The sequence below is a fragment of the Streptomyces filipinensis genome (assembly GCF_014649495.1).
Taxonomy (GTDB): Bacteria; Actinomycetota; Actinomycetes; order Streptomycetales; family Streptomycetaceae; genus Streptomyces; species Streptomyces filipinensis.
Window position 1 is genome coordinate 43,653 of record NZ_BMTD01000022.1, and the last position, 26,788, is coordinate 70,440.

The 26,788-nt window shown below is 72.7% G+C and carries 24 protein-coding genes; 11 read left to right on the forward strand and 13 right to left on the reverse strand.

What is annotated here, in order from left to right; genetic code table 11:
- The first annotated feature begins 299 nt into the window (after window positions 1-299).
- Entirely contained in the window at window positions 300-746 is a 447-nt protein-coding gene (locus IE244_RS34845) for a type II toxin-antitoxin system PemK/MazF family toxin (RefSeq protein WP_031171464.1), read from the forward strand.
- Here the strand turns inward: IE244_RS34845 and IE244_RS34850 are convergent.
- The gene (locus tag IE244_RS34850) at window positions 731-1,600 is read right to left on the reverse strand and encodes a TIGR02452 family protein (protein ID WP_191877583.1); all 870 of its coding nucleotides are present in this window, start codon (window positions 1,598-1,600) and stop codon (window positions 731-733) included. The two genes, IE244_RS34845 and IE244_RS34850, sit on opposite strands and share 16 nt — an antisense overlap.
- A gap of 277 nt (window positions 1,601-1,877) precedes the next feature.
- On the opposite strand from IE244_RS34850, the gene egtA reads away from it, so the two are divergent.
- Genes egtA through egtD form a run of 4 tightly spaced genes read left to right on the forward strand, consistent with a single transcriptional unit; the run spans window position 1,878 to window position 6,305 of the window.
- Window positions 1,878-3,227: an ergothioneine biosynthesis glutamate--cysteine ligase EgtA gene (gene egtA, locus IE244_RS34855; RefSeq protein WP_191877584.1), complete on the forward strand. Its 1,350-nt coding sequence runs from the start codon at window positions 1,878-1,880 to the stop codon at window positions 3,225-3,227.
- On the forward strand, window positions 3,224-4,570 hold the full coding sequence (gene egtB / locus IE244_RS34860) for an ergothioneine biosynthesis protein EgtB (protein ID WP_191877585.1): 1,347 nt from the start codon (window positions 3,224-3,226) through the stop codon (window positions 4,568-4,570). The genes egtA and egtB overlap by 4 nt, the downstream gene beginning before the upstream one ends.
- The gene (egtC, locus tag IE244_RS34865; protein ID WP_191877586.1) at window positions 4,570-5,349 is read left to right on the forward strand and encodes an ergothioneine biosynthesis protein EgtC; all 780 of its coding nucleotides are present in this window, start codon (window positions 4,570-4,572) and stop codon (window positions 5,347-5,349) included. Before egtB ends, egtC begins: the two co-directional genes overlap by 1 nt.
- Window positions 5,346-6,305 carry an L-histidine N(alpha)-methyltransferase gene (gene egtD / locus IE244_RS34870; RefSeq protein ID WP_191877587.1) on the forward strand — a complete coding sequence of 320 codons (960 nt, stop codon included), beginning with the start codon at window positions 5,346-5,348 and terminating at the stop codon, window positions 6,303-6,305. Before egtC ends, egtD begins: the two co-directional genes overlap by 4 nt.
- A 1-nt stretch (window position 6,306) precedes the next feature.
- On the opposite strand, the gene IE244_RS34875 is transcribed toward egtD, so the two are convergent.
- Entirely contained in the window at window positions 6,307-7,560 is a 1,254-nt protein-coding gene (locus tag IE244_RS34875; protein ID WP_191877588.1) for an extracellular solute-binding protein, read from the reverse strand.
- A gap of 211 nt (window positions 7,561-7,771) precedes the next feature.
- Between IE244_RS34875 and IE244_RS34880 the strand changes: the two genes are divergently transcribed.
- On the forward strand, window positions 7,772-7,987 hold the full coding sequence (locus IE244_RS34880) for a dodecin (protein WP_031171453.1): 216 nt from the start codon (window positions 7,772-7,774) through the stop codon (window positions 7,985-7,987).
- Window positions 7,988-7,991: 4 nt separating this feature from the next.
- On the opposite strand, the gene IE244_RS34885 is transcribed toward IE244_RS34880, so the two are convergent.
- On the reverse strand, window positions 7,992-8,483 hold the full coding sequence (locus IE244_RS34885) for a phosphatase domain-containing protein (protein ID WP_191877589.1): 492 nt from the start codon (window positions 8,481-8,483) through the stop codon (window positions 7,992-7,994).
- Window positions 8,484-8,563: 80 nt separating this feature from the next.
- Here IE244_RS34885 and IE244_RS34890 point away from each other — a divergent pair, with 80 nt between their 5' ends.
- The 3 genes from IE244_RS34890 (at window position 8,564) to IE244_RS34900 (ending at window position 12,220) form a co-directional block, all read left to right on the forward strand.
- Window positions 8,564-9,571 (forward strand): LLM class flavin-dependent oxidoreductase, encoded by a 1,008-nt coding sequence (locus IE244_RS34890; protein WP_191877590.1) that lies wholly within the window; start codon window positions 8,564-8,566, stop codon window positions 9,569-9,571.
- A 74-nt stretch (window positions 9,572-9,645) separates the two neighbouring features.
- Window positions 9,646-9,840, forward strand: a complete 195-nt coding sequence (locus IE244_RS34895) for an antitoxin (protein WP_191877591.1) — start codon at window positions 9,646-9,648, stop codon at window positions 9,838-9,840.
- A gap of 28 nt (window positions 9,841-9,868) precedes the next feature.
- Complete coding sequence (locus tag IE244_RS34900) at window positions 9,869-12,220, forward strand: ATP-binding cassette domain-containing protein (RefSeq protein ID WP_191877592.1); 2,352 nt, start codon at window positions 9,869-9,871, stop codon at window positions 12,218-12,220.
- 42 nt (window positions 12,221-12,262) lie between these two features.
- On the opposite strand, the gene IE244_RS34905 is transcribed toward IE244_RS34900, so the two are convergent.
- From IE244_RS34905 to IE244_RS34935, 7 genes are all read right to left on the reverse strand, one after another.
- On the reverse strand, window positions 12,263-12,796 hold the full coding sequence (locus IE244_RS34905; protein WP_191877593.1) for a hypothetical protein: 534 nt from the start codon (window positions 12,794-12,796) through the stop codon (window positions 12,263-12,265).
- A gap of 31 nt (window positions 12,797-12,827) precedes the next feature.
- Window positions 12,828-13,388 carry a hypothetical protein gene (locus tag IE244_RS34910; protein WP_191877594.1) on the reverse strand — a complete coding sequence of 187 codons (561 nt, stop codon included), beginning with the start codon at window positions 13,386-13,388 and terminating at the stop codon, window positions 12,828-12,830.
- An 84-nt stretch (window positions 13,389-13,472) separates the two neighbouring features.
- A complete protein-coding gene (locus IE244_RS34915; protein WP_191877595.1) occupies window positions 13,473-14,282 on the reverse strand; it encodes a lysophospholipid acyltransferase family protein in 810 nt (269 codons plus the stop codon).
- Complete coding sequence (locus IE244_RS34920; protein ID WP_191877596.1) at window positions 14,282-15,052, reverse strand: GNAT family N-acetyltransferase; 771 nt, start codon at window positions 15,050-15,052, stop codon at window positions 14,282-14,284. The genes IE244_RS34915 and IE244_RS34920 overlap by 1 nt, the downstream gene beginning before the upstream one ends.
- Window positions 15,053-15,288: 236 nt before the next feature.
- Window positions 15,289-16,038, reverse strand: coding sequence for a succinate dehydrogenase/fumarate reductase iron-sulfur subunit (locus IE244_RS34925; protein ID WP_191877597.1), 750 nt, complete (start codon window positions 16,036-16,038; stop codon window positions 15,289-15,291).
- Window positions 16,035-17,984 (reverse strand): fumarate reductase/succinate dehydrogenase flavoprotein subunit, encoded by a 1,950-nt coding sequence (locus tag IE244_RS34930; RefSeq protein WP_191877598.1) that lies wholly within the window; start codon window positions 17,982-17,984, stop codon window positions 16,035-16,037. The genes IE244_RS34925 and IE244_RS34930 overlap by 4 nt, the downstream gene beginning before the upstream one ends.
- Window position 17,985: 1 nt before the next feature.
- Window positions 17,986-18,657: a succinate dehydrogenase gene (locus IE244_RS34935; protein WP_191877658.1), complete on the reverse strand. Its 672-nt coding sequence runs from the start codon at window positions 18,655-18,657 to the stop codon at window positions 17,986-17,988.
- Window positions 18,658-18,777: 120 nt separating this feature from the next.
- Between IE244_RS34935 and IE244_RS34940 the strand changes: the two genes are divergently transcribed.
- Window positions 18,778-19,662: a LysR family transcriptional regulator gene (locus IE244_RS34940; protein ID WP_191877599.1), complete on the forward strand. Its 885-nt coding sequence runs from the start codon at window positions 18,778-18,780 to the stop codon at window positions 19,660-19,662.
- 64 nt (window positions 19,663-19,726) lie between these two features.
- Entirely contained in the window at window positions 19,727-22,531 is a 2,805-nt protein-coding gene (locus IE244_RS34945; RefSeq protein WP_191877600.1) for an A24 family peptidase, read from the forward strand.
- 7 nt (window positions 22,532-22,538) lie between these two features.
- On the opposite strand, the gene IE244_RS34950 is transcribed toward IE244_RS34945, so the two are convergent.
- The 3 genes from IE244_RS34950 to IE244_RS34960 form a co-directional block, all read right to left on the reverse strand.
- Complete coding sequence (locus IE244_RS34950) at window positions 22,539-24,683, reverse strand: putative bifunctional diguanylate cyclase/phosphodiesterase (RefSeq protein WP_191877601.1); 2,145 nt, start codon at window positions 24,681-24,683, stop codon at window positions 22,539-22,541.
- Window positions 24,680-25,492 carry an SAM-dependent methyltransferase gene (locus IE244_RS34955; RefSeq protein WP_191877602.1) on the reverse strand — a complete coding sequence of 271 codons (813 nt, stop codon included), beginning with the start codon at window positions 25,490-25,492 and terminating at the stop codon, window positions 24,680-24,682. The genes IE244_RS34950 and IE244_RS34955 overlap by 4 nt, the downstream gene beginning before the upstream one ends.
- A 332-nt stretch (window positions 25,493-25,824) precedes the next feature.
- Window positions 25,825-26,787, reverse strand: a complete 963-nt coding sequence (locus tag IE244_RS34960) for an SCO0930 family lipoprotein (RefSeq protein ID WP_191877603.1) — start codon at window positions 26,785-26,787, stop codon at window positions 25,825-25,827.
- Window position 26,788 lies beyond the last annotated feature (1 nt).

The following is a 26,788-nucleotide window of genomic DNA, read 5'->3' on the forward strand; positions in this document are numbered from 1 at the left end:
CCGTCGCCGGGTCGGCGGACGCCCACCGGCTGAGCGGCATGCGGGCGAGCAGCCGGTAGCCCCGCGTGCCGCCGCGTTCCATGCCGGGGCGCGCGGTGTACACGGTGCGGGGCCGGCCGGGTCCACCGGACGCCTCGCTCCTGACCGACCGCACCGGCCGCGTCCGCGCGGCGGGCGACGCCTCGGCTCCCCCGCCCGGCGGCGCGTCGCCGGGCCATGCCCGTTACCGCCGCCCCTCCGGCAACCTGTGGACGGTGGGCGCCCCTTGCGGCTCCGGCGCGGCCCACTAGGGTGCCTCCGTGACCACGTTTACCGATGAGAACGTACCCGGCCGGCACGGCCCCCACGCGACCGCCGAGGCCGACCCGCACGAGGTCGGACGGGTGCGCACCGAGTACTCCCCGGCCCACGACGGCGACCCGGACCCCGGCGAGATCGTGTGGACCTGGGTGCCGTTCGAGGAGAACGACGGCCGGGGCAAGGACCGCCCGGTGCTGGTCGTCGCCCGCGAGGCGGCCGGCACCTTCCTCGCCGTACAGCTGTCCAGCAAGCGGCACGACGGCGACCGGGAGTGGGTGGCGATCGGCAGCGGGCCGTGGGACCGGTCGGGCCGGGACTCGTGGGTGGACGTGGACCGTGTGCTGCGGCTGCACGAGGAGGGCATGCGCCGTGAGGCGTGCGCGCTGGACCGGATGCGGTTCAATCTCGTCCGGCAGCGACTGCACGAACGCTACGGCTGGACCTGACCGGCGTACGGCGCGTCGGCCGTGCGGTCGCGGGACTCGGGGAACGCCCGGGTGAACGCCTCCCGCACGACCGCCCCCGGCGTCCGGTCCAGCACCCCGAACACCACGTGCTCGAAGGTCCGGGCGAAGCGGCCGCCGGGGCCGAGCAGGGCCCGGAACGCGCCCGCGACCTGCGCGGGGGCGTTCTGGAACACTCCGCAGCCCCAGGCGCCGAGCACCAGGCGGCGATAACCGTGGACGGCGGCCGTCTCCAGCACCCGCTCGGCCCGTACCGCCAGGGCACCCGGGAGCTCGCCGGCGCGCTCGGGTGCCGTACGCCGTACCACGCCCGCGTTGGGGGCGGCCGCGGTCAGGAAGCCGGCGGGATACGGCTCGGCCAGCAGCCGGCCCCGGTCGTCGCGGAAGACCGGGACGGCCGGTGAGTGGATCACCCGGTCCGTGTAGAACGGGTCGCGGTGGGCGCGGTGGTGGTCGTAGAAGGAGCGGGCGGCCAGCAGGCAGGCGTACAGCGCGGAGGCGCGGCACAGGGCCTCCTCCTGGGCCTGTGCGCCGTTGAGGTACCCGCCGCCCGGATTCCGGGCCGACGCGAAGTTCAGGACGGCGACCGGAGCTCCGGCCAGCCGGCGGGCGGCCTCCAGGCTGCTCTCCCCGGTGACCTCGACGACGGTGGCCGGGCGCGGGACCGGCAAGGGTTCCCGCGGGGAGAGCGGCCGCGGCCCGAACAGGTGCGTGCCGCTCCGCGCGGCCTCGATCTGCGCCGCCAGGGACACCTGCCGGCCGTCCGGCGCGCGGTACCCGCCCGCCGCCACGATCGCTTCCGTCTCCGCGGCGATCCCGCGCAGGCCCGCGCTCACGGCGCCACCCCCGTGGGCGCCGCGACCGCGGCCCGCGCGGTCTCCCCCGTCGTGCTCATGTACGCATCCTGGGTGATGCTGGTGATGCGGTGCAACGGAGTTTCCCGCCCCCGGAACCTGCCGGAAACGTACACGGAAAGGGAGATGACCGATCCGGAACGTCCACGGGGGCACCCTTGTGCGAATCGGCTCGAGGGTCTTGGGTGGAACGCGCGCCCGCCCGGCCCCACGTCCGAACCGGGCCGGTGGCATGGTGGAATCTCAGGAGGATCCCGACATGTCCGATTCACAGAGTGACGGTGGCGACTGTACGGACCACCGCACTGCCGTGACCGAAGCCGAGGTGGAGGCCCTGGTCCGGGGCATCTGCTTCAAGACCGGGCCGCCCCGTGCGCTCGGTGTCGAGCTGGAGTGGCTCATCCATGAGCTGCGGATGCCGCAGCTCCCCGTGACACCCGAACGACTCGAAGCGGTGTACGCCGCGCTGCGGGCCCTGCCCCTGCGGTCGCCGCTCACCGTCGAACCCGGCGGCCAGCTGGAACTGAGCTCGCCGCCCGCCGCCTCCCTGATGGAGTGCATCGGCACCGTCTCCGCCGACCTGGACAGCGTCCGCGCCGTCCTCGCCGAGGAGGGTCTCGGTCTCGTCGGCATCGGCCACGACCCGTGGCACACCCCCCGCAGGTTCCTGCACGAGCCGCGCTACGACGCGATGGAGGCCTGCCTGGACCGCACGGGCCCGGCGGGCCGCCACATGATGTGCACCTCCGCCTCCGTGCAGGTCTGCGTGGACGCCGGCCACGAGGAACCCGGCCCGCTCGGACACGAGCGGCGCTGGTGGCTGGCCCACCAGCTCGGGGCGGTCCTGGTGGCCGCGTTCGCCAACTCCCCGCTGCTCGGCCACGAGCCCACGGGCTGGCTGTCCACCCGGCAGCTGCTGTGGATGGAGATCGGCGTGGGCCGCGCGGGCGCTCCCCCGCTGGGCGGCGGCGCACGGGCCGCCTGGGCCCGGCATGTGCTGGACGCGCCGGTGATGTGCGTGCGCCAGGACAGCGGGCCGTGGCAGGTGCCCGACGGGCTCACCTTCCGGGAGTGGACCCGTTCCCGGTCGCCGCGGCCGCCCACCCGGGCGGACCTCGACTACCACCTGACCACTCTGTTCCCTCCGGTCCGGCCGCGCGGTCATCTGGAGCTGCGGATGATCGACGCGCAGCCCGGCGACGACGGCTGGGTCGTGCCGCTCGCGGTGACGGCGGCGTTGTTCGACGATCCGGAGGCCGCCGAGACGGCGTACCGGAGTGTGAAACCCCTCGCGGAGCGGGCCCTGAACCTGCCCGCCCCGCACAACCCGCTGTGGACCGACGCGGCCCGGGACGGGCTCACCGACCCGGAACTGCGCGAGGTCGCCGCGCTGTGTTTCGCGGCGGCGCTGGAGGCCCTGCCCCGGCTGGGCGCCACCGCCGAGGTGACCAAGGCGGTGGCCGCGTACCGCGACCGCTATGTCGCCCGGGGCCGCTGTCCGGCCCATGACCTGCTGGACCGGCTGGACGGCGGCGGCCCGCCCCCGTCCCGGCCCGGCCGCACCGGGGGCACCCCCACCACCCACGGGAGGAAGGACATCCGCACATGACCGCCCCCGAGACCGACACCGCGACGACCGGGACGACGCAGGGGGGCACCGAGGCGCTGCGGGAGCGCGCGCTGGCCTCGCTGACCAGGGCCCGTGCCCGCACCACGCTGCTGACCAGCTGCGTCGAGGACCCTGACCTCACCGCCCAGCACTCGCCGCTGATGTCCCCGCTGGTGTGGGACCTCGCGCACATCGGCAACCAGGAGGAGCTGTGGCTGCTGCGGGCGGTCGGCGGCCGGGACGCCATGCGGCCGGAGATCGACAGCCTGTACGACGCCTTCGAGCACCCGCGTGCCGAGCGGCCGTCGCTGCCGCTGCTGGCGCCCGGCCAGGCACGCCGCTACGCGGCCGAGGTGCGCGGGCGGGTCATGGACCTGCTGCAGGGCGCGGACTTCCACGGCACCCGGCTGACCGAGGCCGGGTTCGCCTTCGGGATGATCGCCCAGCACGAGCAGCAGCACGACGAGACGATGCTGATCACCCACCAGCTCAGGAAGGGGCCGCAGGCGCTGACCGCTCCGGACCCGGAGCCGGCCCCGCTGTTCACGGGCCCCGCCGAAGTCCTCGTGCCCGGAGGCCCGTTCACCATGGGCACCTCGGCCGAGCCATGGGCCCTGGACAACGAACGCCCGGCGCACGTCCGGGAGGTGGCTCCGTTCTGGATCGACACCACCCCGGTGACGAACGCGGCGTACCAGGCGTTCATCGAGGACGGCGGCTACGACACCGAGCGCTGGTGGACCCCGCAGGGCTGGACGCACATCAGGCAGCACTCGATCACGGCGCCGCTGTTCTGGCGCCGGGACGGCGAGAGCTGGCTGCGGCGCCGTTTCGGGGTCACCGAGGCGGTCCCGCCGGACGAGCCGGTGCTGCACGTGTGCTGGTACGAGGCCGACGCCTACGCCCGCTGGGCCGGGCGTAGGCTGCCCACCGAGGCGGAGTGGGAGAAGGCCGCCCGCCACGACCCGGCCACCGGCCGCTCGACGCGCTACCCGTGGGGCGACACGGATCCGGCGCCGCAGCACGCCAACCTGGGCCAGCGGCACCTCAGGCCCGCGCCCGCCGGCAGCTACCCGGCCGGTGAATCCCCGCTCGGTGTGCGGCAGTTGATCGGTGACGTGTGGGAGTGGACGGCGAGCGACTTCCTGCCGTACCCGGGCTTTGCGGCCTTCCCGTACAAGGAGTACTCGGAGGTGTTCTTCGGCTCCGACCACAAGGTGCTGCGCGGCGGTTCGTTCGCCGTGGACCCGGTGGCCTGCCGGGGCACGTTCCGCAACTGGGACTACCCGGTCCGGCGGCAGATCTTCTCCGGGTTCCGCACCGCCCGCTCGGAGACGGTCTGATGTGCCGCCATCTCGCCTACGTGGGTCCCGAGACGACACTCGGCCGGATCCTCGTGGAGCCCGAGCACAGCCTGCTGCGCCAGTCGTGGGCCCCACGGCGGCAGCGCTACGGGACCGTCAACGCCGACGGTTTCGGGGTCGGCTGGTACGCCCCGGACGATCCGGTGCCGGCCCGCTACCGGCGCGCGGGGCCGATCTGGGCGGACCTGTCCTTCGCCGACCTGGCGCGGGTGGTGCGCTCCGGCGCCGTCCTGGCCGCCGTGCGGGACGCGACGCTCGCGGGTGCCGAGGCGGAGGCCGCCGCGGCGCCCTTCGCGTCGGGCCGGTGGCTGTTCAGCCACAACGGCGTCGTCGCGGGCTGGCCCGACTCGGCGGCCCCGCTGGTGTCCGCCCTGCCTCCCGTGGACCTGCTGTCGCTGCAGGCCCGTACCGACTCGGCGTTCGTCTGGGCGCTGGTCCTGCACCGGCTGCGCCGAGGTGACGAGCCGGACCAGGCCCTCGGCGAGTCGGTTCGCCGGCTGGCCGAGGCGGCCCCGGCCTCCCGGCTCAACCTGCTGCTGACGGACGGCGCCACCATCACCGCCACCGCCTGGGGCGACACCCTGTGGTACCGCACGGAGCCGGGCCGTGGCACGGTCGTCGCCTCCGAGCCGTACGACGACGACCCGCTCTGGCAGGAGGTCCCCGACCGCACCGTGCTCACCGCGAGCCGCGCCGGTGTGCTGCTCGCATCGCTGGAGGATCCGGAATCCGCACCATCGAAGGAGCCCTGTACGTGAGCCCCTTGCATGTCACCCGCACCCTCCCCGAGGACGCGACGGACGCCGCGCTGCGCGCCGACGTCCGGCACGGCCTCACCGTCCACCCCAAGTCGCTGCCGCCCAAGTGGTTCTACGACGCCCGCGGCAGCGCGCTGTTCGAGCAGATCACCGAGCTGCCCGAGTACTACCCCACCCGCGCCGAGCGGGAGATCCTCGCCACCCGGTCCGGCGAGATCGCCGCGGCGAGCGGTGCCCGCACGCTGATCGAACTCGGTTCGGGCTCCTCGGAGAAGACCCGTTTCCTCCTGGACGCGCTCTCTCCGGCGGCGTACGTCCCGGTCGACGTCAGCGAGAGCGCCCTCACCCAGGCCGGCAAGGCCCTCGTCGAGGACCACCCGGACCTTGAGGTGCATGCGCTGATCGCCGACTTCACCGCTCCGCTGGCGCTGCCGGCCACGCCCGGGCCCCGGCTGCTGGCCTTCCTCGGCGGCACGATCGGCAATCTGCTGCCCGGTGAGCGTGCGGCGTTCCTGGCCTCCGTGCGCTCCCTGCTCAAGCCGGGCGACGGGCTGCTGCTCGGCACGGACCTGGTCAAGGACGAGCGGGTACTGGTCCGGGCGTACGACGACGCGGCCGGGGTGACGGCCGCGTTCGACAAGAACGTGCTGGCCGTCGTGAACCGCGAGCTGGGCGCCGACTTCGACCCGGACGCCTTCGACCACGTGGCACTGTGGGACGCCGAGCGCGAGTGGATCGAGATGCGGCTGCGCTCCCGGACCGCGCAGACCGTGAAGGTGCCCGCGCTGGACCTCGCCGTGGACTTCGCGGCGGGCGAGGACCTGCGCACCGAGGTGTCGGCGAAGTTCCGCAAGGAGGGCGTGACAGCCGAACTGGCCGCTTCCGGGCTGGAGTTGACCCACTGGTGGACGGACACGCAGGACCGCTTCGCGCTCTCGCTGAGCGTGGTGCGGTGAGTCAGACGTCCGGCGCGAGGTCCCGGGTGATCCTGGCGGAGGCCCGGCGGGCCTCCGTCGCCGGGTCCGCCCCCTCGATCACCCGGGTCATGTACCCCTTGATCGGGTTGTCGGCCTCGACGTCGGCCCACTGAGGGGTGCCGGGGGTCGCCCGCCCGTGGGCCGCGCCCGCGGCCATGGCGGCGACCCCCTCCTCGCCGGCGACCGCGCGCGCCAGCGTGGTCCGGTTGGGGACGTAGTTCATGGTGCGGGCCAGTTCGGTGTCCCATCGGGCGCCGGTCAGCGCCCCGACGACGGCGGTCGCGGCGAACTGGTCCCGGGTGTTCTGCGGGACGACCAGGTCGGAGCCGCCGGTGAACACCGTGCCGGGGCGCGCGGCGGTCTTCCCCGGCACCGGGAAGAACCCCAGCTTGCCCTTGAGATCCGGGTTCTGCTCCACGATGGACCGGGCGAGCCCCGGTACGGCGACGATCTGCGCCACCTTGCCGCCGGCGAACACCCCGGCCTGGGGCGGGTGTTCCTCGTCCGCGTCCACCGGCCCGCGACCCAGCGACTGCAGCCGCCGGTAGAACTCCATGCCGCGCAGCGCGGCCGGCGTGTCCAGGGCACCCTTCCACCGGTAGTCCCGCTGCTGGGCGAGGTCGCCGCCCTCGTCCCAGATGAAGCCGGAGAGGGTGTACCAGTCCTGGCCGGCGAGGTAGATGCCCTGGTTGCCGCCGGTGTTGAGCCTCCCGGTGTCGGTGAGCCACTCCTCGCGGGTCTTCGGCGGGCGGCTGATACCGGCCGCCTCGAACAGGTCCTTGCGGTAGACGACGACGCGGTTGGCCGCGTACCAGGGGATGCCGTACTGCTTGTTGCCGTCCTTGCCCGGCTCGGCGAGGCCCGGCAGCCAGGTGTCCTGGCCCCAGTCGCGCATCGACTCCAGCGTGAGGTCGGCGAGCCGCCCGCCGTCGGCGTACAGCGGCACCTGGGTGTTGCCGACCTCGATGACGTCGGGCCCGTTGCCGGAGTCGTCCCTGAGCGCCTTGCGGACCTTGTCGACGATGCCGGTCCATTCCTGGACGCGGATGTCGAGGCGCAGGTCCTTGTGGGTGCGTTCGAAGCCGGCGGTGAAGCGCCGGAGGAACCCCTCCGAGGCGCTGTCCTTCATCAGCCACACGGTGACCGTCTTGCGCGGGTGCTCGTGCGGGAGCATCCCGCAGGCGCTGACGAGGGAGGCGGTGACGCACACGAGGGCGAGCGGACGACGTCTCACGAGGGGTCCTGTTCTGTCTGGCAGAGCGGTGCGGACAGGGCTGGGGGCCCGACGTGGGGGGACGAGCGGCGGGGCTCGTACGGGTGTGGTGGATTTTGGTATGGACCAATACGGAGGTCAAGGGCTACTCACGGTAGGCACGCGACCGCCGTGCGGTCCGGGCCCGGATGCGGCACCGTGGAGTACGGCGTGAGACGAGAGGAGCACCCGCATGTCGAACCACACCTACCGGGTCACCGAGATCGTCGGCACCTCGCACGAGGGTGTCGACCAGGCCATCCGCAACGGCATCGCCCGCGCCGACCAGACCCTGCGCAACCTGGACTGGTTCGAGGTGACGCAGGTCCGCGGCCAGATCGAGAACGGACGGATCGAGCACTACCAGGTGGGCCTGAAGGTGGGCTTCCGCATCGAAGGCGGCGACTGAGCCGTCAGGTTCGCCCTTCGCGTTCCTGCGCCTCTTCCAGCGCTGCGGACTTGGCGGCCCAACGGGCGCGCACCACGGTGAACCCGGCGCGTTCGGCGTCGTCGCAGACCAGTTCGTCGTCGTCCACGAGGACCCGGACCTCCCGGTCCCGGGCGAGGCGGCGCAGGATCTCCAGCTTGGTGAACCGGGCGGGCCTGCGGTCGGCGTTGCTCCGCATGTACACCCGCCCCTCGGGCAGCCCGTGCCGCGCGAGCCACTCCAGGGTGTCCCGGCGGTACCGCTCGGGGCGGCCCGTGAGATAGACGACCTCGCACTCCCGGGCGCTCTCCACGGCGAGCGCCACTCCCTCGGCGAGCGGCGGATCCGCGGGCGCGGCGGCGAAGAACGCGCCCCAGTCCCGCGGCCGGCTCTCCAGGAAGTGCTGCCGGTGAGCGGTGTCGGCCAGGGTGTTGTCGAGGTCGAACACGGCGAGCGGACGCCCGTTGCTGTCGGTCACGGGGCCACCCTAGCCAGGCCCGCCGAGGCCGGCCGCGACCGCCCCGGGAATCCCCGGCCCGCCAGGGCGTTGAACCCTGCGTGAGCAGCACAGTGATCGCCCGGACCCGGTTCTCCGTCCTCGACCGTTCGCGCACCCGTGCGGGGCGCCCGCCCGGCGAGGCCCTGCGTGACACCGTCGCGCTGGCGCGGGAGGCGGAGGCGCTCGGCTACCACCGCTTCTGGGTGTCCGAACACCACGGCGTGCCCGGTGTCGCCGGGTCCGCGCCGACCGTGCTCGCCGCCGCGGTCGCCGCCGCCACCCGTACGATCCGGGTCGGCACCGGCGGTGTGATGCTGCCCAACCACCGACCCCTCGTCGTCGCCGAGCAGTTCGGTGTCCTGGAGTCCCTGTTCCCCGGCCGGATCGACATGGGGCTCGGGCGTTCCGTCGGCTTCACGGACGGGGTCCGCAGGGCCCTCGGCCGGGACAAGGAGGACGCCGAGGACTTCGCGGCACAGCTCGACGAGCTGCTGGGCTGGTTCGAGGGCGGCTCGCCGACCGGGGTGCGGGCCCGCCCGGCGGAGGGGCTGCGGGTGCCGCCGTTCGTGCTGGCCATGGGCGAGGGCGCGCTGATCGCGGCGCGTGCCGGGCTGCCGATGGTGATCGGCGATCTGCGCGGCCGCGAGAAGATGCTGCGCGGCATCGACGCGTACCGCTCCCGGTTCCGCCCGTCCCCGTGGGCGGCCGAGCCGTATGTCGTGATCTCCGGCACGATAGCCGTCGCCGGCAGCGAAGCGGAGGCACGACGGCTGCTGGTGCCGGAGGCCTGGTCGATGGCGTACTCGCGCACCCACGGCACCTTCCCGCCCCTCGCGCCGGCCGAGGAGACCGAGGGCCGTCCGATGACCGCGAAGGAGCGCGGCTTCTACGAGGCCTCTCTCGCCGGTCATGTCGCCGGCACCGGCGAGCAGGTCGCCGACGAGCTGCGGAGGGTGCTGAAGGAGACGGAGGCCGACGAGGTCCTCGTCACCACCAGCGGGTACGACCGTACGGCCCTGTCGGACTCCTACCGGCGCCTGGCCGCGCTCTTCGCGCCGGACCACTGACGTGCTCGGGATGCGAACCCGGCCGGGGCCGGTGACCCTGGGAGAGGAAGCCGTAAGCGACGAGGAGGGTTGCCATGTCCTTCATGGACAAGATCAAGGGCATGCTCAAGGGCCATGAGGACATGGCCGACAAGGGCATCGACAAGGGCGGCGACTACGTCGACCAGCGCACCGGCGACAAGTACACGTCCCAGGTCGACACCGCCCAGGACAAGATGAGGGACGAGTTCGGCACACGTCCGAACCGGGACAACCCGCCGCAGTCGTAGCGCAAGGGGGCGGATAAAGTTGCCCCCCATGCGCAGCCCCCATGATCCGTACGACCCGTACGTCCGCGTGCGCGGGGCCCGTGAGCACAACCTCAAGGGCGTCGACGTGGACATCCCGCGGGACGTCCTGGCCGTGTTCACGGGCGTGTCCGGCTCGGGGAAGTCGTCCCTGGCGTTCGGCACGATCTACGCCGAGGCGCAGCGGCGGTACTTCGAGTCGGTCGCGCCCTACGCGCGCCGGCTGATCCACCAGGTCGGGGCGCCCAAGGTCGCCGAGCTCACCGGGCTGCCGCCCGCGGTCTCGCTGCAGCAGCGCCGCTCGGCTCCCTCCGCGCGTTCCTCGGTGGGTACGGTCACGAACCTCTCCAACTCCCTGCGCATGCTGTTCTCGCGCGCCGGGACGTATCCGCCGGGCGCGGAGCGGCTCGATTCGGACGCGTTCTCGCCGAACACGGCGGCCGGGGCCTGCCAGGAATGCCACGGCCTGGGCCATGTGCACGGCACCAGCGAGGAGTTGCTGGTGCCCGATCCCTCGCTGTCCGTCCGCGAGGGCGCCATCGCCGCGTGGCCCGGCGCCTGGCAGGGCAAGAACCTCAGGGACATCCTCGACGCGCTCGGCCACGACGTGGACCGGCCCTGGCGCGAGCTGCCCGCGCGGGAGCGGGAATGGATCCTGTTCACGGACGAGCAGCCGGTCGTCACGGTCCACCCGGTCCGGGACGCCGACCGCATCCAACGGCCGTACCAGGGCACGTACACGAGCGCCGCCCGGTATGTGCTGAAGACCTTCTCGGACACCAGGTCCGCGTCGCTGCGGGCGAAGGCGGAACGGTTCCTGACCAGCACGCCCTGCACGGTGTGCGGGGGCAGCCGGCTGCGGCCCGAGGCGCTCGCGGTGACCTTCGGCGGCCGGACCATCGCCGAGCTGGCCGCGCTGCCGCTGACCGACCTGGCCGCCCTGCTCGACGGCGGCGGCGAGGGCGGCAGCGAGACGGCCCGGGTGCTCACCGGGGACCTCACGTCCCGGATCGCGCCCGTGGTCGAGCTGGGCCTCGGCTATCTGAGCCTGGACCGCTCCACCCCCACCCTGTCGGCGGGCGAGCTGCAACGGCTGCGGCTGGCCACGCAGTTGCGCTCCGGCCTGTTCGGCGTGGTGTACGTGCTGGACGAGCCGTCCGCCGGACTGCACCCGGCGGACACCGAGGCACTGCTGACCGTGCTGGACCGGCTGAAGGCCGCGGGCAACTCGGTGTTCGTGGTGGAGCATCACCTGGAGGTGGTGCGCGGCGCCGACTGGCTGGTCGATGTGGGCCCCGGTGCCGGCGAGCACGGCGGACGCGTGCTGTACAGCGGGCCGCCGGCCGAGCTGGCCTCGGTCGAGGAGTCGGCGACGGCCGCCTTCCTCTTCGACGAGTCACCGGGGCCGGCCCGCGAAGTCCGGCCCGCACGGGGCTGGCTGCCGGTGGGGCCGGTCACCCGGCACAACCTGTGCGGTGTGACGGCCGAGTTCCCGCTCGGCGCCTTCACCGCCGTCACCGGGGTCTCAGGCTCCGGAAAATCCACGCTGCTCGGCGAGTTGACGGAGGAACTGCCGGGCGTGGACCGGCTGGTCCGGGTCGACCAGAGGCCCATCGGGCGCACCCCACGCTCCAACCTGGCCACCTACACCGGCCTGTTCGACGTCGTACGGAAGGTGTTCGCCGGGACGCAGGAGGCGCGCACGCGCGGGTTCGGCGTCGGCCGTTTCTCCTTCAACGTGGCGGGTGGGCGCTGTGAGACGTGCCAGGGCGAGGGATTCGTCAGCGTCGAGCTGCTGTTCCTGCCGAGCACGTACGCGCCCTGCCCCGACTGCGGCGGTGCCCGCTACAACCCCGCGACGCTCGAAGTGACGTACCGGGGCAGGAACATCGCCGAGGTGCTGGACCTGACCGTGGAGGGGGCGGCGGAGTTCTTCGCCGACATCCCGGCCGCCGTCCGCAGCCTCGGCACCCTGCTCGACGTGGGCCTCGGCTACCTCCGGCTCGGCCAGCCCGCGACCGAGCTGTCCGGCGGCGAGGCACAGCGGATCAAGCTGGCGAGCGAACTGCAGCGCGGCCGCCGCGGCCACACGCTCTATCTGCTGGACGAGCCGACGACCGGGCTGCACCCCGCCGACGTGGAGGTGCTGATGGACCGGCTGCACGGGCTGGTCGACGCCGGGCACACGGTCGTGGTGGTCGAGCACGACATGACGGTGGTCGCGGCCGCGGACTGGGTGATCGACCTGGGCCCCGGCGGGGGTGACCGGGGCGGGCGGATCGTGGCGGCGGGGCCGCCGGAACAGGTGTCCCGTGCGGCGGGCAGTGTGACGGCGCCCTATCTGGCCCGGGTCATGCCCTGAGGCCGGCAGGGCGCCGTGGGCTCCGTAGCACGGCGGGCCGTGTCAGGTGCTGAGCAACCGGTTGAAGAAGGACCGGTAGCGCCGCAGCGCTCCGCGGAGAGCCTCCGTGTCGACCTTCTCGCCCTGGCTCCACTGCGCTTCCAGGCCCTTCTTGTGCTCGGAGAAGGTGGCGGCCAGACTCTGCATGACGTCCGCGACCAGGGTGTCGGCGTCGTGCACGGCCTCGCGCGGGTCGTCGACGAACCTGTTCTGGATCGTCTGCCAGCGGTCGCGGAAGGCCCGTTCCTCGTCGTCCGTCATCAGCTGCGGAGCCTCGTCGTCCGAAGCGCCGGGGGCACCCGTGGCGTCCGCGGCCGTGGCGGTGCCGGACGACTCGGGAGCCGCGGCCTGCGCCTCCGCACCACCGGCGCCGGAGGCCCCCTCCCCACTCGCCGTCCCGGTGCTCTCACCGGGATAGACGGGCGCTTCCGAGGACGCCGCGTCCGGTGCGGCGTCCGTGTCGGCGCCGGTCGGCCGGGCCAGGTCTTCGGTGGACAGACCGCGGGTGGTGCGGTCCGCGTCCTCGTTTCTGTGCATGGCGTTCCTCCATGCGGGGTCGTGGTGTCGGTCAGGACCGGGCGGCCTGCGCGCGGCCGCCACCGTCGGAGAGCAACTCGTCGAACAGGGCGCGGTAGTGCACCATGGCACCCCGCAGCTGCTCGGTCGTGGCCCGCGTGCGGGTGGAGAGGGTCTCCACCTCGTGCGCGGCCCGGTAGTGCTCCAGCGTGGCGCCGTGCTCCACCGAGAGATCCTTCATCTGCTGCTCGAACCCCTCGGTCGGATACCCGCGCTCGTGCATCAGGGAGGTCACCAGCCGGTCCGCATCGTGCACCGCGTCCTCCGGCCGGTCGACGAACTCCTCCTGCACGCTGCTCCACTCCCGCGTGTAGCGGTCCCGGGAGACGGGGGGCAGCGGTTTGATGTCGAGCGAGTCATGTCGCCTCTCGCGTTCCCTCAGCTCACGCTCGGCGGCGAGCCGGCTGTCGGATCCCTCGACCGTCCGCTCGTACTCCGGGCCGAAGCGCTCACGAAGGTGACGGCGCCGCATCAGCAGTGAGACCGCCACAGCGGCCAGAGCGACCACCACCACGATCGGAATGATGATCGCCAGAAGCGTTCCCGTGGACATGGGCACACGCTCCTCGGGGAGTAGTGATGTGCGCTTTCCAGGTTCCCCTTCCGTGCCTTTCTAGGCATACCGGATATTTTGCTGTCAGGTGGTGACCAGGACCGCGTGCGTCCACGCCGGTTCCGAGGCCTCCGGCTGGGCGGCACGCGCCAGGGAACGGCGGTCGGCGTGGGTCCCGGGCAGGATCGCCGGCCGGATCTCCACCTCCGCGGTCATTCCCCGGGTACGGGCCACCCGCCACAGGGAGGCGAGCAGGGTGTCCTCACCGACGAACGCCGCCGCCGTGCTCGGCCCCCCGCCGGTCTGCCGGTAGCGCAGGCCGACCGGCTGCACCGGCACGCCCGCGTCCAGCGCCGCCTGGAAGACGGCCCGGTGGAAGCGGCCGTGGGCCCGCCCGCACCAGGTGCTGCCCTCGGGGAACGCGGCCACGGCCGCACCCGCCCGCAGGGCCTCGGCGATCCGGGCGACCGTCTCGGGCAACGCCCGCAGCCGGTCCCGTTCGATGAACAGGGCCCCGCCGCGCGCGGCCAGCGCGCCCGCCACCGGCCACCGCCGGATCTCGGTCTTGGCGAGCATCCGGGCCGGCCGTACGGCGCTCAGCAGCGGGATGTCCAGCCACGAGACGTGGTTGGCGACCAGCAGCAGCCCACCGGCCGGTGCGGCGGCACCGGTGAGGCGGACCCGGACCCCGATGGCCCGCACGATCATCCGGCACCACCGTCTGACCCACTCGGCGGGGATCCTCCCGCCGAGCGGGGACAGCGCGATCCCGGCCAGCACCAGGACCGCGACCGCGGCCAGCCGCAGCACGGCACGGGGTACGGCCGCGGCGGCCGGGGCCGGTTCCACACAGGCGCCCGGGGTACAGGGCGCGCTGGGCAGCCAGACGCTCATCAGGCCGGCACGAGGGAGAGGAAGTGCCGCAGATAGCGCGGGTTGACCCGGCGCATCGACAGCAGCACGTACAGGTCGGCGACCCCGAAGTCCGGGTCGTGCGCGGGCTCGCCGCACACCCAGGCGCCGAGGCGGAGGTAGCCGCGCAGCAGGGCGGGCAGCTCGCCGTGCCCGGCCGGGGCCTCGGCTTCCGGGACCCACGGCAGCAGCGGCCGTACCCGGAACTCCTCGGGCGCCAGGTGCTTGGCGCGCACCCGTTCCCAGGTGGCCGCCGCGAGGGCCCCGCCGTCGGCGAGCGGCACCGAGCAGCAGCCCGCGAGCCATTCGTGTCCGCGGTCGACCATGTAGCGGGCTATCCCGGCCCAGATCAGGCCGATGACGGCGCCGTCGCGGTGGTCGGGGTGCACACAGGAGCGGCCGACCTCGACCAGCCCGGGCCGGATCGCGTCGAGCGCGGCCAGCTCGAACTCGCTCTCCGAGTAGAGCCGGCCCGCGACCGCGGCCCGCTCCGGCGGCAGCAGCCGGTAGGTGCCGACGACCTGGCCGGTGACCGTGTCCCGGACGAGCAGGTGGTCGCAGTAGGCGTCGAAGGCGTCGGCGTCGAGCCCCGGCTGCGGCGTGGCCAGCAGGGCCCCCATCTCACCGGCGAAGACGTCGTGCCGCAGCTGCTGCGCGGCCCGCACGTCGTCCTCGTCGCGGGCGAGGGTGACGGTGTAGCGGGTCGGTGCCGCGGGCTGTGGGGGGCGGTCGAGGGTGGAAACGCCGGTCATGGCTCTCTCCTGGTCACGGGCCGGTTCGGCGACGGCGGCGGGCGCTGAGTTCCGGCCCGCCGCTCCTGTTCTTCCGACGCCGGTTGGCGTGCGCGTGACCTGAGCGGGGAGAGCGGATGTGGGAATGCTGAACGCCGGGGTCCGGCGATCACGGAAAAGCCAGACGGGGCCGGTGAGCACCACTCCCGGCCCCGCCCGTTCGCCTGTGCGACGAACGTCTCCTGCTCAGTGCGGCGCTACCTCTTCCCCACCTTTCGGGCAGCCCGCAGCCACTCCTTGTTCATGCCGGTGATCGACACCAGCGGGATCCCCTTCGGGCAAGCCGTCGCGCACTCACCGGTCAGCGTGCACCCGCCGAACCCCTCCGCGTCCATCTGCGCCACCATGTCCAGCACCCGCGTCTCCCGCTCGGGCGCCCCCTGGGGCAGCACGTTCAGGTGGTTGACCTTGGCGGAGGTGAACAGCATCGCCGCACCGTTGGGGCAGGCGGCCACGCACGCCCCGCACCCGATGCACTCGGCGTGCTCGAACGCGAAGTCGGCGTCGGCCTTCGGCACCGGCGTGGCGTGCGCCTCCGGCGCGGAACCGGTCGGCGCGGTGACGTAGCCGCCGGCCTGGATGATCCGGTCGAACGCGGACCGGTCGACCACCAGGTCCTTGATCACGGGGAAGGCCGAGGCCCGCCACGGCTCGATGTCGATCGTGTCGCCGTCCTGGAAGGACCGCATGTGCAGCTGACAGGTGGTGGTGCGCTCCGGCCCGTGCGCGTCGCCGTTGATGACGAGCGAGCACGCGCCGCAGATGCCCTCGCGGCAGTCGTGGTCGAAGGCCACGGGGTCCTCGCCGGCGAGGATGAGCCGTTCGTTGAGGACGTCCAGCATCTCCAGGAAGGACATGTCGGACGAGATGCCGTCCACCTCGTATGTGGACATCGCTCCTTCGGCACCGGCGTTCTTCTGCCGCCAGACGCGCAGGGTGAGCTTCATGCGTAGCTCCGCTGGGTGGGATGGACGTACTCGAAGACGAGGTCTTCCTTGTGCAGGACGGGGGCCTCACCGGTGCCGGTGAACTCCCATGCGGCCGCGTAGCCGAACGCGTCGTCCCTGCGTGCGGCCTCGCCGTCCGGGGTCTGGGACTCCTCGCGGAAGTGGCCGCCGCAGGACTCCGCGCGGTGCAGCGCGTCGAGGCACATCAGCTCGGCGAGTTCCAGGTAGTCGACGATGCGGTTGGCCTTCTCCAGCGACTGGTTGAACTCCTCGCCGGTGCCGGGCACCTTGATCCGGCGCCAGAACTCCTCGCGGATCTGCGGGATGCGCTCCAGGGCCTTGCGCAGTCCCGCGTCGGTGCGGGCCATGCCGCAGAACTCCCACATCAGTTCGCCGACTTCGCGGTGGAAGGAGTCGGGGGTGCGGTCGCCGTCGACGGACAGCAGCAGGTTGAGCCGGTCCTCGGTCTCGGCCAGCACCTTCTGGACGTCGGGGTGTTCGGTGGTGACGGGCTCCTGGCGGGGGTTGCGGGCCAGGTAGTCGTTGATGGTGGCGGGGAGCACGAAGTAGCCGTCGGCCAGGCCCTGCATCAGCGCGGAGGCGCCGAGCCGGTTGGCGCCGTGGTCGGAGAAGTTGGCCTCGCCGATCGCGAACAGGCCCGGGATCGTGGTCTGCAGGTCGTAGTCGACCCACAGGCCGCCCATCGTGTAGTGCACGGCCGGGTAGATCCGCATCGGCACCTCGTACGGATCCTCGTCGGTGATCCGCTGGTACATGTCGAAGAGGTTGCCGTACTTGGCCTCGACCGCCTTGCGCCCCATGCGCTGGATCGCGTCGGCGAAGTCCAGGTAGACGCCCTGGCCGCCGGGGCCCACTCCCCTGCCCTCGTCGCAGACGTTCTTCGCGGCGCGGGAGGCGATGTCGCGCGGCACCAGGTTGCCGAAGGACGGGTAGATCCGTTCCAGGTAGTAGTCGCGCTCGCCCTCGGGGATCTGGTTCGGCGGCCGGTTGTCGCCCTTGGCCTTGGGCACCCAGATCCGGCCGTCGTTGCGCAGCGACTCGCTCATCAGCGTCAGCTTGGACTGGTGGTCGCCGGTGCGCGGGATGCAGGTCGGGTGGATCTGCGTGAAGCAGGGGTTGGCGAAGTAGGCGCCGCGCCGGTGCGCCCGCCAGACGGCGGTCGCGTTGGAGTTCATGGCGTTGGTGGAGAGGTAGAAGACATTGCCGTAGCCGCCGGAGGCCAGCACCACCGCGTCGGCGAAGTAGGTGTCGACACGGCCCGTGACCAGGTCCCGCGCCACGATGCCCCGGGCCCGCCCGTCCACGACGATCAGGTCCAGCATCTCGGTGCGCGGGTGCATCTCCACGTTCCCGGCGGCGATCTGCCGGGACAGCGCCTGGTAGGCGCCGAGCAGCAGCTGCTGGCCGGTCTGGCCGCGGGCGTAGAAGGTGCGGGAGACCTGGACACCGCCGAAGGAGCGGGTGTCGAGCAGACCGCCGTACTCGCGGGCGAACGGCACGCCCTGGGCCACGCACTGGTCGATGATCTCCACGGAGATCTGCGCCAGCCGGTGGACGTTCGACTCGCGCGCCCGGAAGTCGCCGCCCTTGACGGTGTCGTAGAACAGCCGGTGGATCGAGTCGCCGTCGTTGCGGTAGTTCTTCGCCGCGTTGATGCCGCCCTGGGCGGCGATGGAGTGGGCGCGGCGCGGGGAGTCCTGGTAGCAGAACTGGACGACGTGGTAGCCCTGTTCGGCGAGGGTGGCGCCCGCGGAGCCGCCGGCGAGGCCGGTACCGACGACGATGATCGTGTGCTTGCGCCGGTTGGCGGGGTTGACCAGCTTGGCCTCGAAGCGACGCTTGTCCCAGCGCTCGTGGACCGGGCCGGAGGGCGCCTTGGCGTCGGTGACCGGTGCGCCGGTCGGGTAGTTCACGTAGTCGGTCATCTCAGCTCACCACTCCGGTCATGACGCCCACGGGTACGGCGATGAAACCGGCCGTGAGCAGCAGTGCGAGGACGTTGGCGACGGTCTTCAGGGCGCGGTCGCGGGCGCGGCTGCCGACGCCGAGGGTCTGCGCGGCGCTCCAGAAGCCGTGCCGGATGTGCAGGCCGAGCGCGAGCATCGCGACGATGTAGACGACGTCGCCGTACCAGGTGGAGAAGGTGTCGACCACGTTCTGGTACGGGTGCCCCTCCTGGAAGCCGCCGGAGTGCACGGTGCCGGTGGTCAGGTCCAGGAGGTGCCAGACGATGAACAGGCCGAGGATGACGCCACCCCAGCGCATGGTGCGGGTGGCGTAGCTGGAGCGGGGCCGTGCGTGCACGTACTTGCTGGGCCGGGCCTTGATGTCGCGGCGGCTGAGCTGGTACGCGGAGGTGGCGTGGGCGACCACGGCCACGACCAGGACGATCCGGATGAGCCAGAGCGTCCACTCGTAGTGCATGAAGGGTTCGCCGACGGTGCGCAGCCAGTGGGCGTAGTGGTTGAACTCGCCCGCCCCGAAGTAGATCTTCAGGTTCCCGATCATGTGCGCCACCAGGTACAGCAGCATGATCAGGCCGCTGACGGCCATCACCGTCTTCTTGCCGACGGTGGAGTCCCACATCGTGCGCGCCATGGACGGCCGTCGGTCCGTCCGCGTTGCCAGAGCCATGGAACAGCACGCTAGGGGCGAGTGGCCCGATCGGTCCAAGACATGGTCCAGCTCGTTTCCATAGGAAACATCTATCATGGCTGTATGCAGTTCCAGCAGCTCCAGTACTTCGTGGCCGTCGCCGAGACCCGGCACTTCACCCGCGCCGCCGAGCTGGTGCACGTCGCCCAGCCGTCGCTGTCGCAGCAGATCAAGGCGCTGGAGCGGGAGTTGGGCGCGGATCTGTTCCTGCGCGCACGGGGCAACATCACGCTCACCGACGCCGGCGAGGCGCTGCTGCCGCTGGCCCGGCGGATCCTCGCCGACGCCGACACGGCCCGGTACGAGGTGCAGGAGCTGGTGCAGCTGCGGCGGGGCCGGGTACGGCTCGGCGCGACGCCGAGCCTGTGCACCGGCCTGCTGCCGGATGTGCTGCGCGCCTTCCACGACCGCTATCCCGGCATTCAGCTGCTGGTCGAGGAGGGCGGCTCGCACGACCTGGTGCGGGAGCTGGCGCGCGGTGCCCTCGACCTCGCGTTGGTCGTGCTGCCGCTGCCCACGCCGGCGCCCGCGCTGTCCACGGTGGAGCTGCTGCGGGAGGAACTGGTCGTGGTGTCCTCGGCCGAGGCACCGGCGCCCGGGCGGGGTGGCCGGGCGGTGGACATCGCCGATCTGGAGGGCGCGCGGCTGGTGATGTTCCGGCACGGGTACGACCTGCGGGAGCTGACCGTGGCGGCGTGCCGCTCCGCGGGGTTCGAGCCGGAGTTCGCCGTGGAGGGGGGCGAGATGGACGCGGTGCTGGGGTTCGTGCGGGCCGGGCTGGGGGTGGCCGTGGTGCCGCGGATGGTCGCCACCCGGGCCGGGCTGGGACTCCGGGTGACGCCGCTGGCCCGTCCCGGGCTGCAGCGGACGATCGCGCTGGCCCACCGCAGCGATGTGGCTCCGCCACGAGCCGCCAGGGAGTTGCAGCGGATGCTGCTGGAACGCTGAAGCCGCCTCCCGCAGAGGCCGATCGGCTCTACAGTGGCGCGGCGGGCACGGGAGGGGGAATCCGATGCCGGGAGTACGGGTGTTGGTCGTACGGCGCGTCCGGATACTGGGGGCGCTGCTGGCCGTCGGGGCTGCCGTGGTGTGCCTGGTGGGGGCGTTCCGGCAGTGGACCGACGGCCTGCAGGCGCAGGGCCTGACGTATGAGCGGCTCACGGAGAAGCACGTCATCAAGGACACGCAGCTCATCGAGGGACCGGACGACGTCGCCCGCTCCCGGCCCGGCCAGGGCAGCAGCGGGGAGATCGCCGTGCGCATCCGGCGTGGACGCGCCGGCGGCTGGGAGCTCAGCACCGTCTACCGGCTGCGGTTGCGGGCCTCCGACCCGCTCACGGAGCGGCTGCGGAAGTCCCCTCCCGGCATCGCCACCGTGGTCGACGTGCTGCCCGGCGGCTTCGAGACGAGCCACAACTCCAAGCTGTTCAGCGGGTCGGGCAACGGACACCCCCTGTGGTGCACGGTGACCCAACGGCCCGGCAGCGCCTGGGTGACGGTCAGCGCCGAACGCACCGAGGCCCGCAGCGGACCGGCGGAGGACGTGTTTCTCGTGCTCGCCCTCAGCTCTCCGATGACGGACGCCGACGGCCACAAGGTGTCCTGGCCGGGCGGTTCCTGGTCCTGGAGTCTGCGCACGCCTGCCGGTTGGGCCGTACGGGTGCTGGGCCGCCCGGACGAACAGACCGACCACTCGGTCGTGTTCCGGGACGTCACCACCGCGGGAACCGGCGTCATCCTCTCCGGGAGCACGGATGCCGATCCCGCGGCTCCACCCGGTGCGGATCCCTTCGGACCCGTGCCGGCGGACGGCAAGGCCCTGATCACAGCGGCGGCGCTGCTCACAGCGGCCGTCGCCACCCTGTACGGCGGTGCCCGGGCGTCCACGGGCCCCGCCCGAGGGCGTGCACTGCTGTGGACCGCCGGCCTCACCCTCCTGCCGCTCTGCGGAACGGTGCTGGCCCTGGTGTTCTGGTTCTCCTCCACCGGTCTGTGGACGGGCCCCTACTGGTTGCGTGCCGCCCGTCAGTACAGCACCACCGCCATGATGTACGACGGTCCGCCCGGTCAGATGCTGCTTCAGGGCGCTCTCCTCGCCCTCGGCCTGTTCACCCTGCCGCTGCTCGTCGCGTACGCCCTGTACGGTCCGCGGCGGCCGGGTGCGCCGATGCTACGGCCGCCGCTGCTGCTGGCCCTGCCGGCGGCGGCCCTTCCGCTGACGAGCGTGGTGACGGGCGGCAGCCGGTGGGTGCGGCCCGGACTGGTCGCTCTGGGCGCCGCCTCGGCGGTGGCGGCACTCGTCCATCTCGCGCTCCGGGTGTGGCCCGGGAGCCCACTGCGCCGCTGGGCCGGTCCGGCGGCCGTCGTCACCGGGGCGACGGCCGCGGCCGCCGTGTGCCTGCAGTCCCTGCCGGCGTCGCTCGTCCTCAACACCACGCGGTCCTACGACTCGGCCGTGCTGTATTCCTTCGGCGCCATCCTGGGCTCCGGTCCCCTGACCTACCTGCTGCTCGTACCCTCGGCCGGTCTGCTCGTGCTGCTCCTGCACATGTTCGTCCCTCCTGTCGCCCGGCTGCCGCGGGGCGCGCTCATCGGCTCGGTGCCGCTGCTGATCACGGTCCTGCTGCCGTGGTGGGTGACGCGTCCCGACGGCATGCCCTACGGCGCGGGCCTCTTCCCCGCCATCCTCAGCCGGCTCACGGGCGGGGCACCGGGCGCCGACGTCACGCTCGGGGTCCGCGTCCTGGCCCCGGCCCTGCAGCTGAGCTGGCTGGTCGCCACCGTCGCCCTGATCGCCCATATGAGCAACTGCGGCCGACGAGCGGGCCGTTGGGCACCCTCCGCGCGGGCCTCGGGCGCCGCCCTGCTGCTCCTCGCGGCCGCCGCGCCGGTCGTCGGCGACCCCGAGAGCCAGCTCCCGCACGCCACCACGGCTGGTGCGCTGCTCGCCGCCTGGGGCGGTACCCGGCTCCTGCTGCCCGAGAGCCGCCGCGCCCGGGCCGAGCGGCTGCACGCCCTCTCCGGTGCCGCACACACGCGCCTGACGCACTCCCTCGCCCGGTCCCTGCTCTACGCCGAGGGCAGGCACCGGTTTCTCACCGCGTCCCGGGGAACGCTCGCGGACGCCAGTGTGCGGCCCGAGGACTGGGAGCGGACCTGGCGGAGCCTGCGCGATCCGACGGAGGCCGACGCGGCCCGCGAGACGGCCCGGCTGCGCTCGGTGGCGCTGGGCGGGTCGGGCGGCTGGCCGGCCTGGTCGAACGGCGTTGCCGCGGCTGTCGCGTCCGCGGTGCTCACGCTGCCGTGGACCGCCTGGCCCGCCTGGCAGGGGCGCGGCTACAGCGGTCTGCTGGAGGTGGTGACCGTCGCCGGCGGCACGACGTGCGTGTGGCTGGCCCACGGGTTCGTCTACGGCTACCTGTACCCGTGGATCCGCGGCAGCGGGCCGGTGGCCAAGGCGGGCCGGCTGTGGGCCGCCATGGCCCCGGTCCAACTGCTGCTGCTGTGGCCGCGGCTGCGGCTGCCGCTCGACCAGGCGGTACTGACCGTCTTCCTGCTGCTCGCCCAGACCGCTGTGCTCGCGCTCGGGCTCGGGCTGTACTGGGAGGTCCGCCTGGTGCACCGGGCGGACCTGCTGTGGGGGCACGTCCGCAACTTCCGCCGGCTCTCCTCGCTGGCCGCGCCGGTCAGCACGGTCCTGGTCGCCGCTGTCACGGCGGCCGTGACCGTACTCGCGACCGCCTGGGCGGACCAGCTGACGACCCCCCAGACGCCGCCTCGTCCGGCCCCGTCGGCGACCGCCACCGCGCAGCCCTGAGACCCGTTCAGCCCGTGGCGTCCACCAGGGCCAGGTCGTGGAGCCGCTCCGGTGGGCCCGGGCGGGCGTAGTACCAGCCCTGGGCCGTGTCGCAGCCCAGTATCCGGAGTTGTTCGGCCTGGGCGCCGGTCTCCACGCCCTCGACCGTCACCGCGAGGTCGAGGCTGTGGGCGAGGGAGACGATGCCCTCGACGATCTTCAGATCGACGGGGTCGGCGGGGAACTGCTGCATGCCCCGGGTGAAGGAGCGGTCCAGCTTGAGGATGCGCACCGGCAGGCGGCGCAGGTTGGCCAGGTTGGAGTAGCCGGTGCCGAAGTCGTCCAGGGCGATGTCGACGCCCATCTCGGCGAACCTGTGCAGGGGTTTGAGCAGATCGTCGTCGGCGCCGATGAGCGCGGACTCGGTGACCTCCAGGCACAGGGCGTCCGGGGCCACGCCCGCCCGCTCCAGGATGTCGACGGTGTCCTGGACCAGGCCCGGATGGCTGAGCTGGCAGGGCGACAGGTTGACGTTGATGCGCAGGGGCCCGGCGGCGGCGTCCTCACCGTGGCGTTCTCGCCAGGCGCGGGCCTGGCGGATGGATTCCTCCAGCACCCAGCGGCCGAGCGGGACGATCAGGCCGGTGTGCTCGGCGAGCGGGATGAAACGGTCGGGGCCGAGCACGCCGTGCTGCGGGTGCAGCCAGCGCACCAGGGCTTCGGCGCCGCGCACACTGCCGTCGCCGAGATGCACCAGCGGCTGGTACTCGATGAAGAACTCGCCGCGTTCCAGCGCCGTCGGCAGGGCCGTGGTCAGGCCGTGGCGGGTGATGGCGCGGGCATCGGCCTCGGGGTCGGCGAGTTCGGAGCGGTTGCCGCCCGCCGACTTGGCCCGGTACATGGTGATGTCCGCGCTGCGCAGCACCTCTGCGGCGGTGCGTTCACCTGCCGGGCCCTCGACGATGCCGAGGCTGCCGCGCACCATCAGGTCCCGGCCGTCGATGCTGATCGGGGTGATCAGTGCGTTCATGATGCGCTCGGCCAGTTCGTCCACCTTGCGCGCGGTGCCGGGGCCGGTGGTCAGGGCCACGAACTCGTCGCCGCCGAGCCGCGCGACCATCTCACCGGGCGCGGTCGCGCAGGACTGCAGCCGGTCGGCGACCTCCACCAGCAGCCGGTCGCCGGCCGCGTGGCCGAGGCTGTCGTTGACGGTCTTGAAGCCGTCCAGGTCGAGGTAGCACAGGCCGAAGCGCTGGCCCTCGCCCGCGTTCAGCACCTTCTCCAGGCGTTCGAAGAACAGCGTGCGGTTGGGCAGGCCGGTGAGCGCGTCGTGCGTCGCCTCGTAGCGCAGCCGGAGGTTGAGCAGCCGGCGCTCGGTGGTGTCCTCCATGAGGGCGAGCTGGTACTGGGGGCTGCCGTCGGCGTCCCGCAGCAGGGAGACGGTCAGATTGGTCCACAGGACCGTGCCGTCGGGCCGGTTGAAGGCCTTTTCGAGGTGGTAGTGCTCGCGCTCGCCGCGGACGAGTTCGTCGTAGAGCTTCCAGGTCTGCGGCGCGTCCTCGGGGTGCACCCAGTCCTGGACGCGGCGGCCGCGCAGGGTCTGCTCGGAGAGGCCGAACATGCGCAGCAGCGCCTGGTTGGCCTGGAGGACATGGCCGTCGAGGTCGGCGATGCCGACCCCTATGGCCGCGCCCTCGAAGACCGCGCGGAAGCGGGCCTCGCTGGCGTGCAGCGCCTGCGCGACCACGCCCTGGGCCCGCAGCGCGGCCTGGGCGATGGACTCCTGCTCGGCGAGGGTGCGCCGACGCAGCGCCTCGGCGTATCCGGCGGCCATCGCGTGCTGCAGCCGTGAGCACCGTATGCGCGGCTCGTCCTGGGGGCCGTCGCCGGCGCAGTACAGCACCAGGTAGGCGTCGACACAGTCCAGGGTGCGGGCGAGCGCCTCGGGGTCGGTGCAGTGCGCGCCGACCAGCGCGGCGCCGACCGCCTTCGCACCGTCGGCGTCGAAGCCGTGCGCGCGCAGCAGCTCGCTCAACCGGCGTGCGAGCGGAAGGAGCCGTTGCTCGAACTCGGCACGGGTCAGCGACGTGGAGGTCACCGGGTAGACCGCCCGGCTCCAGATCGTCGTGAACCGGCGCAGTCTGTCCTCCGGCCCGTCCGGCTCGGCGCTCACGCCGTGCGCCCCACGCCGGCGAATCCGGAGAAGGCGAACGGATCCTCGTCCTCCGGCGCCGACTCCGGCCGCCAGTGCGGCATCGGCACCAGTCCCGGTTCCACCATGTCGTACCCCTCGAAGAACCGCGCGATCTCGTCGCGCGAGCGCATGATCAGCGGGTTGCGAATGTCCTTGTATACGTCCACCGCGCCCTCGGCCCGCTCGGCGGGCACCGGGATTCCCTCGTACGAGGCATGGGTGAGGATCAGCAGGCTGCCGGGCGCGAGCGCGTCGCGCAGCTCGGCCACCGCACCGTAGGGGTCGTCCGCGTCTTCCACGAAGTGCAGTATGGCAACGAGAAGGAGCGCGACCGGACGGTTCAGGTCGATGAGCCGCTCCACCTCGGGACTGGACAGGATCTCCTTCGGCTTGCGCAGGTCCGCGGCGACCACGTCCGCGGCGTCGTTGCCCGCCAGGACGGCCTGGCTGTGCGCGACGGCGACCGGGTCGTGGTCGACGTAGACCACGCGGGCGCCCGGTACGGCCGCCTGGGCCACCTCGTGGGCGTTGCCGAAGGTCGGGATGCCGGATCCGATGTCGAGGAACTGGGTGATGCCCTCGCCGGCCGCGAACCGCACGGCTCGGCGCATGAACGCCCGGTTGGCCTGCATGATCTTCGGCAGGCCCGGCATGAACTCCATCGCCTTGCGGGCCGCTTCCCGGTCCACCTCGAAGTTGTGCGAACCGCCCAGGTAGTAGTCGTAGATCCGCGAGACGCTCGGCACCGAGATGTCGATGCTCCGGGGGGCCCAGGCGGGGCGCTCCATGTATCACTCCAAGGCGTAGGCGACAGGGACAGGCGATCCGGTGTTCGAGCAGAGGCTACTGATCGCCCGCCAAAGGAGCGACCCAAACCGGAAATTGACCGTCCGTTCCCGGTCACTGCCTGCGGGATCGCTGTCGCGTGTGCCGGGTTTGCCCGTCTTGCGAATGCGGGTCGCGAGGGGCCGGTCGGACCCACGCGGCGGAGCCGCGTATCGGCCGGCCCCGCACCCCTTCCGGGCGCGCGAAAGGGCCCGCCCCCTCCGTGCGGTGCGGAGGGGGCGGGCCGGCGGTGGCGCTCCGGGTCGGGCGGGGCGATCGACCCTGGGGAGGTGATCTAGTTGCCCGGCGCGCCGACCGGTTTGCCGTCGGGCGAGACGGCGTACCAGGTGCCGCCCACGCCCTGACCGTTGGTGTCCCCGGGTGCCTTGTCGCCGGAGAAGGTGTAGATCGGCCAGCAGTTGACGGTCATCTGCTTCACCCCGTCGGGGCGGGTGAAGCCCATCAGGCCCTTCTTCTTGACGCCCTTGGTGTCGTCGGGCTTGACCGGGGCGACGGCCGGCCACTTCTCCAGGCAGGCTCCGGTGCAGTTCGAGACGGACTTGGGCCAGGCCTTGTCCTTGAGGAAGCGGTAGACCGTCCTGCCGTTCTTGTCCACGACGATGTCGCCGAGCTTGGCGTCCTTGCGCACGGACAGACCGGGCATGGAGGCGAGGGAGGCCTTCTTGCCGTCGGGCGCGAGCGCGAACCACTTGCCGCCCACGCCCTGGCCGTTGACGTCACCGGCGTTGACGTCCTTGGCGTAGCGGTAGGCGGGCCAGCCGCCGATGGTGAGCTGCTTGCTGCCGTCGGCACGGGTGACCTCGCCGAGCAGCGCCTTGTCGATGCCCGCGCCGGCGGTGGCGTCGTCGGCGGGCACCGGCGGCCAGGTGGTGGCGCAGTCGCCGGCGCAGTTCGACTTGGGCGGATTGGCGGTGTCCTTGTCGAACCGGTACAGGGTCAGACCGGAGCCGTCGGTCAGTACGTTGCCCAGGTCGGGGTTGGTGGCCACGGTCAGCTTGCCCGCGGGGGCGGCCGCGGTCGGGGAGCTGGAGGCCTGGTTGCCGTCGGCGCCGTAACCGTTGCCCGTGCCCGTGCCCGTGCCGGCGCCGTTGGTCGGGCTGCCCGCGGGCGCGGTGGCCCCCACGTTCTGGGCCGCCGATGCCGGGGTGGTGCTGTTGTCCTGACCGCACGCCGTCGTCAGCGTCAGCACCGAGGCGGCCGTGGCCACCAGTGCGGCGGTCCGCCAGGAGGTCTTCATG

Coding starts and splice junctions, on each gene's coding strand:
- egtA (WP_191877584.1), top strand. CDS start 1,878: ATGTCCGATTCACAGAGTGACGGTGGCGACTGTACGGACCACCGCACT.
- IE244_RS34955 (WP_191877602.1), bottom strand. CDS start 25,492: ATGGAGCGCCCCGCCTGGGCCCCCCGGAGCATCGACATCTCGGTGCCG.
- IE244_RS34940 (WP_191877599.1), top strand. CDS start 18,778: ATGCAGTTCCAGCAGCTCCAGTACTTCGTGGCCGTCGCCGAGACCCGG.
- IE244_RS34880 (WP_031171453.1), top strand. CDS start 7,772: ATGTCGAACCACACCTACCGGGTCACCGAGATCGTCGGCACCTCGCAC.
- IE244_RS34935 (WP_191877658.1), bottom strand. CDS start 18,657: ATGGCGCGCACGATGTGGGACTCCACCGTCGGCAAGAAGACGGTGATG.
- IE244_RS34945 (WP_191877600.1), top strand. CDS start 19,727: ATGCCGGGAGTACGGGTGTTGGTCGTACGGCGCGTCCGGATACTGGGG.
- IE244_RS34960 (WP_191877603.1), bottom strand. CDS start 26,787: ATGAAGACCTCCTGGCGGACCGCCGCACTGGTGGCCACGGCCGCCTCG.
- IE244_RS34930 (WP_191877598.1), bottom strand. CDS start 17,984: ATGACCGACTACGTGAACTACCCGACCGGCGCACCGGTCACCGACGCC.
- egtB (WP_191877585.1), top strand. CDS start 3,224: ATGACCGCCCCCGAGACCGACACCGCGACGACCGGGACGACGCAGGGG.
- IE244_RS34895 (WP_191877591.1), top strand. CDS start 9,646: ATGTCCTTCATGGACAAGATCAAGGGCATGCTCAAGGGCCATGAGGAC.
- IE244_RS34910 (WP_191877594.1), bottom strand. CDS start 13,388: ATGTCCACGGGAACGCTTCTGGCGATCATCATTCCGATCGTGGTGGTG.
- egtC (WP_191877586.1), top strand. CDS start 4,570: ATGTGCCGCCATCTCGCCTACGTGGGTCCCGAGACGACACTCGGCCGG.
- IE244_RS34900 (WP_191877592.1), top strand. CDS start 9,869: ATGCGCAGCCCCCATGATCCGTACGACCCGTACGTCCGCGTGCGCGGG.
- IE244_RS34915 (WP_191877595.1), bottom strand. CDS start 14,282: ATGAGCGTCTGGCTGCCCAGCGCGCCCTGTACCCCGGGCGCCTGTGTG.
- IE244_RS34920 (WP_191877596.1), bottom strand. CDS start 15,052: ATGACCGGCGTTTCCACCCTCGACCGCCCCCCACAGCCCGCGGCACCG.
- IE244_RS34925 (WP_191877597.1), bottom strand. CDS start 16,038: ATGAAGCTCACCCTGCGCGTCTGGCGGCAGAAGAACGCCGGTGCCGAA.
- IE244_RS34905 (WP_191877593.1), bottom strand. CDS start 12,796: ATGCACAGAAACGAGGACGCGGACCGCACCACCCGCGGTCTGTCCACC.